Source organism: Vibrio sp. V15_P4S5T153, from assembly GCF_963874485.1.
GTDB lineage: Bacteria > Pseudomonadota > Gammaproteobacteria > Enterobacterales > Vibrionaceae > Vibrio > Vibrio anguillarum.
The window spans coordinates 544,444-551,523 of record NZ_CAWNHR010000019.1 but is presented as its reverse complement, the minus strand read 5'-3'; the positions used below and the strand labels follow the sequence as shown (position 1 = coordinate 551,523).

Genomic DNA, 7,080 nt, shown 5'->3' with positions numbered 1-7,080 from the left:
ATTATTTCGTCTTACCGATTTGACCTACTGATTGGCTGGCTAATTGGGCTTGAACCCTTACTGGCTGTGCCGTGTCAGTGAGGCGGCATTATAGGGAGAACGAAGATGAGTGCAAGCGGTTTTTAGAAAAAAGTACCTTCTGATAGCTCAAGTGAACAAAAAGACACCAAAGCGTTAAATGTCGATTAATTAGCGACCTATTTCCCTCTCTAAATCTCCTTGTTATCACCAGAGCATTGAGGTGACACTCTCCATATTGCGTATTTTTCTTCGTCACTTAAAGCCCGCACTGAGGCAGTACAAGGAAGCATATTACTCATCACTATCGAAAAAATAAGAGATTCTAGAGCGTGGGTTAAGATAGTCTCGGATTTTATCCGGAAGTTTATGCGGAAGAATGGCATTAACAATTTTCAAATCTCGATCAGCTAAATCAATAATGGGCGCTTGGGTTCGCGGAACCGAAGGGTCGTAAATCAATACATTAGGATATAGTAAGTGGCTGGCGTTTACGGAGATGACTAACCCAACCATATTGTTAGAAAGCTGAACAACGGTTCCCGGAGGGAAAACGCCCATAAATTTAACCAATACGTTTAAGTTTTCGTTACTATATAAATGATTACAATGCTTATACATATAGGAAAGTGCAATATAAGGAATCTTCTGCTCTGCAACGATATTGGGATGACACAAATTATCAAATACATTCGCGACCGTAATGACCTGTGAAAGCTCATCAATAGCCGATTCCTTTAAACCAAGCGGATACCCACTGCCGTCATTGAGTTCATGATGCTGTTCTATTACTCTCTTTGCACTTTCTGGAAAGCTATCGATATGACTCGCAATATCCAAACCATACTTAGTATGTAATTTGAGATAATTTTGTTCGGGCTCTGTCAGTGTTGTTTTCTTTCTAACAATCGCGGTAGGAACCTTAATTTTGCCTATATCATGAAACAGCGCAGCAAAAGCAAGTTCTTTGATTTTTTGAGCATCATACCCTTTCGCTTTTCCTATCATCATTGCAATGACCGAAACGTTGAGTGAATGAAAGTAAATGTCTTCAAACTCACTTTTGCCATTCATTAAATGCAGCGTAACGCTATCTTCACTCAGTAGCTTATCGACGATATCTTCAACCAAAATTGAAGCTTCATCTATCGCATCCTCTGGCCGATTGCGTATCTTGTTCATTACCGCACGCATACGGGATAGAGAACGCTCAAACTCTTTCTCACAGTTTAGAACTCGCCTACGATATGCGTTCAACTTTTCAATCCGTTTCTGCTTCTCTTCCCACAATTTTTCAGCCTCACTCTCCATCTCTGAAGATTCTTCTATGGCTTCCGGCTGCGTATTGACAGGTAAGGGTTGAGTATCGCTTTGCGCAGGATTGATATAAACATGTTGAATCCCCAAGTGTTTTATCAATTGAATCTGTTCTTGGGATTTAATCTTAAAGCTATTAAAAAGAAAGGGGTGTTCGTTCCACTTTACGGGCAACTTAATGTGCAGGCCAGGCTGCAATCTATCTACTGTGATTTTTATGCTTGCCACAATTTATATAACACCTTAAGTACTAAGTAGTTAATGAGTTTAAAAGAAGCCACTCAAAAGTTCATCAACTACATATTAGTAGTGTTGATATAAATGTGTATGGCTAGAAGCGAGAAATGTGCGCTGTTCAGTATAGAAGTATGTGAAGGCTATCAAAAGAGTCCCATTTATCTAAGATAGTGGGCTATTATTTCGAGGACAAAAACAACAAAGCCCCGACTTTTATCGAGGCTTTGTTGTTTAAATTATGGTACCGGTGGGCGGACTTGAACCGCCACTCCCGAAGGAAACGGATTTTGAATCCGTCGTGTCTACCAATTTCACCACACCGGCATCTCGGGCATTGCCCTTTGATGGTTGGCATTATACGTAAGAAAGTTATTGGCGCAATAACAAAATATTGAAATACAAATCGTTTGCCGATATTTTCGCCACAAACCTTCAAGCTGTGCGTGTCTTCTCTTTTCAGATCCTCTCCGAGGCTATATGCTGCTGCAATTTCGCGAATACAAAAGATGTTTAGATATGATGAGTAACTCTATTTCTCTACCGCCTGCCGGATTACTACGCCGATTTGGTGCGCTCACTTACGATGCATTAATCATCATTGCTCTTGAGATGATGGCTGCTGGTGTTGTCGTTGCTATATTAGAAGCTCTCGTTGCGTTGAATGTGATGGGCTATGGCTCGTATGCAGATGTCAGCGACCTTCTCACTCGTCATCCCATTTGGAGCTATGTTTACACATTTTACCTTGCCGCTGTCTGGGTCTACTTCTTCGTCTTTTTCTGGACAAGAGCAGGCCAGACATTAGGGATGCGTGCTTGGCGACTTTTGATAATTAACGAACAAGATGGAAATTCAATCAGCGCCACGCAAGCTTTAATACGTTTGTTCACCTCAGGCTTTGGCTTGGCAAACCTCACCGTACCCTTTGATCAACAAAAAAGAGGGTTCCAAGATATTTGGGCCAAAACGAAAGTAGTGGTACTTCCTAAAGTTAATTGAGTCGGAATAACAAAAAGGAAGGACAAACCTTCCTTTTTGTTGATAGTTCTTACCTGTCATTTTTAGAGTTTTCGCCTTAACAACATTACGGCAACGCTGAGAAACACCAAACTGGGTGCGACGGCACCAAACACTGGTGGGATACCATAAACAAGACTCAGTGGGCCGAAAAACTCACTGGAAATATAAAATGTAAAGCCTGCAATCACGCCTGACAAAATCCTTGCGCCCATAGTAACGCTGCGCAATGGCCCAAAAATAAACGACAGTGCCATTAGCATCATCACAGCAATAGAAAAAGGTTGAGTAATTTTACGCCACAACGCCAGATCGTACCGTGAAGCATCTTGCTCCGACGTTTTTAAATAGCTGACATAATCATACAAGCCACTCAGTGACAACTCTTCAGGCTTGACCGTGACAACCGCCAGTTTGTCTGGAGCTAATGAGGTCGTCCAACGGTATTCAGGTAATGTTTGCTTTGTTATCAATACATCATCGCGCATGTCGGTGATTTGAACATTTTTCATTACCCATTGATTGTCTTTATCGTAATCCACCTCTTCGGCAAAAAGGATGTTTTGCAAACTCTTATTGTTATCAAAGCGCCACATATTTAAGCCATAGAGTTTGTTGTCATCAATTTTACCAATAAAGATAAAATCATTCACATCGCGCGCCCACACACCGCTGCGCACTGAAACAATACTACCGCCAGAGAGAGAAAAAGCTCGCAGATCTCGCGCCATCTTCTGCGCTTGGGGTGCTCCCCATTGGCCAAGCAAGGTGACAATGATCATTAATGGCACTGCGGTTTTTAATACCGACATACCGATATTAAGCTTAGAAAACCCCGCAGCTTGCATGACAACGAGCTCAGAACTTGATGCCAACATACCTAACCCAATCAACGCACCGAGTAAGGCGGCCATAGGAAAAAACATCTCGATATCACGAGGAATGCTCAACACAACAAACAGTAAAGCTTGCAGTAAATCGTAGCTTCCTTCCCCGACTTTTCTCAATTGCTCAACATATTTGATAATGCCGGACAAACCAACAAAGGTCGCCAGCACTAGCGAGGTTGTCGCAACAATAGTACGGCCGACGTATAAATCTAAAATCTTAAACACGCGTTATGCTGCCTTCTTTAGTCTTAGTTTATCTTTGAAGCGCCGCACTGGCACACTGTCCATGATATTCACTGAAATCGCCGCCAAAAGTAACGCAGCATTGATTGGCCACATACCGATCACCGTAGCAAGTGAGCCATCTTCAATGGCGGACTTGGTTGCGCTGATGGCCATAAAATAGGCCAAATAAATTAAGATTGCAGGTCCCATTTTCGCAAAGCGTCCTTGCCGAGGGTTAACCGCCGACAAAGGGACCACCAGCATGGTGAGTAACGGAATACAAATCACCAGAGAAATTCGCCATTGCAACTCAGCTTTCGCTCTTCGATCCGGGTTGGAAAGCAGATTGGATGTCGGTAACGCTTCCCAATCGCGTCCTTTGGGTTTAACTTCACGCTGGCCAATTAAACCTTCGTATTCGTCAAATTTTGTGATCATATAATCAACGCGTGTTGGCACGCCTTCATAGCGAATCCCGTCATACATGGTGATCATCTGACGGCCATCACTGAGCTCTTTAACATCACCAGAATTAGAGAACATCACACTCGGGAGTATCGAATCCTTTGGTGCAAGCTGCGCAACAAACACATTATGCAGTTTTTTGTTTTCAATATTTTCGATGAAAACCACCGATGAACCATCTGGTGTGCGTTGAAATTGTCCTTTCTGTAGCAAATCAACACTATTTTCTGCTGCGAGCTGCTCCATTAATTGTGCTTCTTTATCTTGGCTCCAAGGTGCCAACCAGAATGCGTTAAATGCTGCAGCACCTGAAGTGATCAAAGCCAAATAGAGTGCAGCACGGATCAAAAATTTATTGCCGATGCCAGTGGCATTCATCACCGTAATTTCGCTTTCTGCGTACAAACGCCCAAAAGTCAGTAAGATGCCGATATACAAACTCAAAGGCAGCATTAATAACCCCATTGCGGGCATATTTAAACTTACAATAGATAAGATCATTCGTGCTGGAATGTCACCATCGGAAGCTTCAGCCAAAACGCGAATAAATCGTTGGCTAAGAAACACGAGAAACAGTACGAAAAAGATCGCAAATTGGCTCTTGAGTGTCTCGCGGATCAAATATCTAACAATAATCACGCTGAAATTACCTATACAAAACTTGTTTTTTTGATTGAATCACTATAATTTCCCGTTGAACCTTTTATTTTTAAAATTTTCACTAACTGTTAGGCGTTCAATTAAAAGTAGATCCAAACTCGGATTCAACCACTAAGAGCGCATTATCTAACATTTAGTTCTATTTGTCTTCAGGATGTAGGAGTACGCATGGAGTTCAGTGTAAAAAGTGGCAGTCCAGAGAAACAACGTAGCGCATGTATCGTTGTTGGAGTGTTCGAACCACGCCGCCTTTCTCCAGTAGCAGAGCAGCTTGATAAAATCAGCGACGGCTATATTAGTTCACTACTTCGCCGTGGTGATCTCGAGGGTAAACCCGGCCAGATGCTACTGCTGCATCAAGTCCCTGGTGTTCTGTCTGAACGCGTTTTACTGGTAGGTTGTGGTAAAGAGCGCGAATTAGGCGAGCGTCAGTACAAAGAAATCATTCAAAAAACCATTAGCACACTGAACGAAACGGGTTCAATGGAAGCCGTATGTTTTCTGACTGAACTACACGTTAAAGGTCGCGATACTTATTGGAAAGTACGCCAAGCGGTTGAAGCAACGAAAGATGGTCTGTACACCTTTGATCAATTCAAGAGCGTGAAACCTGAGACTCGCCGCCCACTGCGCAAACTTGTCTTTAACGTACCGACTCGCCGTGAGCTTAACTTAGGTGAGCGCGCGATTACACACGGCCTTGCGATTGCATCCGGTGTGAAAGCGTCGAAAGATCTCGGCAATATGCCACCCAACATTGCCAACCCAGCTTATCTTGCATCTCAAGCGCGCCGCTTAGCGGACGACTACGAGAGCGTCACCACCAAAATCATTGGTGAAGAAGAGATGGAAAAGTTGGGCATGACCTCTTATCTCGCCGTCGGTCGTGGCTCAAAAAATGAGTCGATGATGTCGGTCATTGAGTACAAAGGCAACCCAGATCCAGATGCAAAACCAATTGTGTTGGTGGGTAAAGGCCTAACGTTTGATTCCGGCGGTATTTCATTAAAACCAGGCGAAGGCATGGATGAAATGAAGTATGACATGTGCGGTGCAGCGTCAGTCTTTGGCGCAATGAAAGCATTGGCTAAATTGAAATTGCCATTAAATGTCGTGGGTATCTTAGCCGGCTGTGAAAACATGCCAGGCAGCAATGCCTATCGCCCTGGTGACATTCTCACGACTATGTCTGGCCAAACAGTTGAAGTACTCAATACCGATGCCGAAGGTCGCTTAGTTCTATGTGATGCACTCACTTACGTTGAGCGTTTTGAACCCGATTGCGTGGTAGATGTGGCGACACTAACTGGCGCTTGTGTGATTGCATTAGGTCACCACATCAGTGGCGTGGTTTCAAACCACAACCCATTGGCGCATGAATTGGTTAATGCTTCAGAACAAGCAAGTGATCGCGCATGGCGTCTACCAATGGCCGACGAGTACCATGAGCAGCTAAAGAGCCCATTTGCTGATATGGCAAACATCGGTGGTCGCCCTGGTGGTACGATTACCGCTGGCTGCTTCTTATCTAAATTTGCTAAGAAATATAACTGGGCGCATTTGGATATTGCTGGCACGGCATGGAAGTCAGGAGCAGCAAAAGGATCAACAGGTCGTCCCGTCTCATTGCTCGTCCAGTTCTTATTGAACCGCAGCGGCCAAGAGTCTGAGGAATAACCTCAAAATGTGAAAAGGGCCGCAAGGCCCTTTTTTGTTGATGAGCGATTAGATAGTAGGTGACAACATGCAGCGAGCCACCTTTTACATTGTGAACGAAGAAAGCCCTCAAGCAACGCTGGCAGGCTTTGAGCAATATGTCCTATTTCTGGCTCATCACTTCGCCAAACAAGGGGCAAAAATTTATCTGCATTGTGATGATAAAACTCACGCTGAACAGTTTGCTGAACATTTATGGCAAGTGCCTGCAGAACAGTTTGTCGCGCACAATCTGGTGGGTGAAGGTCCGAAATACTCAACTCATATCGAGATTGGCTACCCCAACGTCAAACCCAATTGGAATCGTCAACTGGTAATAAATGTGGCGGATAATCATACAACCTTTGCGAACGCCTTTGCTGAGGTGGTAGACTTCGTCCCCTGCGAAGAAAAAGCAAAGCAACGAGCACGCGAAAGGTATAAAATCTACCGTCAAGCTGGCTACCAATTGCAAACAATCGAGATCCAACATCCATAGGTCAAACCTTATAGTTAAGGCGATCTTTAACAAGATCCTTCACTTATGAAGTTTGAC

The 7,080-nt window shown here is 43.8% G+C and carries 6 protein-coding genes and 1 tRNA gene; 3 read left to right on the top strand and 4 right to left on the bottom strand.

What is annotated here, in order from left to right; translation table 11 throughout:
• Nucleotides 1–312 precede the first annotated feature (312 nt).
• Nucleotides 313–1,563 (bottom strand): HD-GYP domain-containing protein, encoded by a 1,251-nt coding sequence (locus AACT42_RS21180; RefSeq protein WP_094131676.1) that lies wholly within the window; start codon nucleotides 1,561–1,563, stop codon nucleotides 313–315.
• Nucleotides 1,564–1,811: 248 nt separating this feature from the next.
• Nucleotides 1,812–1,896, bottom strand: a tRNA-Leu gene (locus AACT42_RS21175).
• A gap of 153 nt (nucleotides 1,897–2,049) precedes the next feature.
• Between AACT42_RS21175 and AACT42_RS21170 the strand changes: the two genes are divergently transcribed.
• Complete coding sequence (locus tag AACT42_RS21170) at nucleotides 2,050–2,571, top strand: RDD family protein (protein ID WP_094131675.1); 522 nt, start codon at nucleotides 2,050–2,052, stop codon at nucleotides 2,569–2,571.
• Nucleotides 2,572–2,633: 62 nt separating this feature from the next.
• Here the strand turns inward: AACT42_RS21170 and lptG are convergent, their stop codons facing one another.
• Nucleotides 2,634–3,704, bottom strand: coding sequence for an LPS export ABC transporter permease LptG (gene lptG / locus AACT42_RS21165; protein ID WP_013855998.1), 1,071 nt, complete (start codon nucleotides 3,702–3,704; stop codon nucleotides 2,634–2,636).
• Nucleotides 3,705–3,707: 3 nt separating this feature from the next.
• On the bottom strand, nucleotides 3,708–4,808 hold the full coding sequence (gene lptF / locus AACT42_RS21160; protein WP_013855997.1) for an LPS export ABC transporter permease LptF: 1,101 nt from the start codon (nucleotides 4,806–4,808) through the stop codon (nucleotides 3,708–3,710).
• A 189-nt stretch (nucleotides 4,809–4,997) separates the two neighbouring features.
• Between lptF and pepA the strand changes: the two genes are divergently transcribed.
• Together pepA and AACT42_RS21150 are read left to right on the top strand one after the other, a co-directional pair.
• Complete coding sequence (pepA, locus tag AACT42_RS21155; RefSeq protein ID WP_010318842.1) at nucleotides 4,998–6,506, top strand: leucyl aminopeptidase; 1,509 nt, start codon at nucleotides 4,998–5,000, stop codon at nucleotides 6,504–6,506.
• A 67-nt stretch (nucleotides 6,507–6,573) separates the two neighbouring features.
• Nucleotides 6,574–7,023, top strand: coding sequence for a DNA polymerase III subunit chi (locus tag AACT42_RS21150; RefSeq protein ID WP_017043380.1), 450 nt, complete (start codon nucleotides 6,574–6,576; stop codon nucleotides 7,021–7,023).
• Nucleotides 7,024–7,080 lie beyond the last annotated feature (57 nt).

What these genes read in the sequence shown, in the direction of transcription:
- AACT42_RS21170 (WP_094131675.1), top strand. Translation starts at nt 2,050, where the DNA reads ATGCTGCTGCAATTTCGCGAATACAAAAGATGTTTAGATATGATGAGT.
- AACT42_RS21150 (WP_017043380.1), top strand. Translation starts at nt 6,574, where the DNA reads ATGCAGCGAGCCACCTTTTACATTGTGAACGAAGAAAGCCCTCAAGCA.
- pepA (WP_010318842.1), top strand. Translation starts at nt 4,998, where the DNA reads ATGGAGTTCAGTGTAAAAAGTGGCAGTCCAGAGAAACAACGTAGCGCA.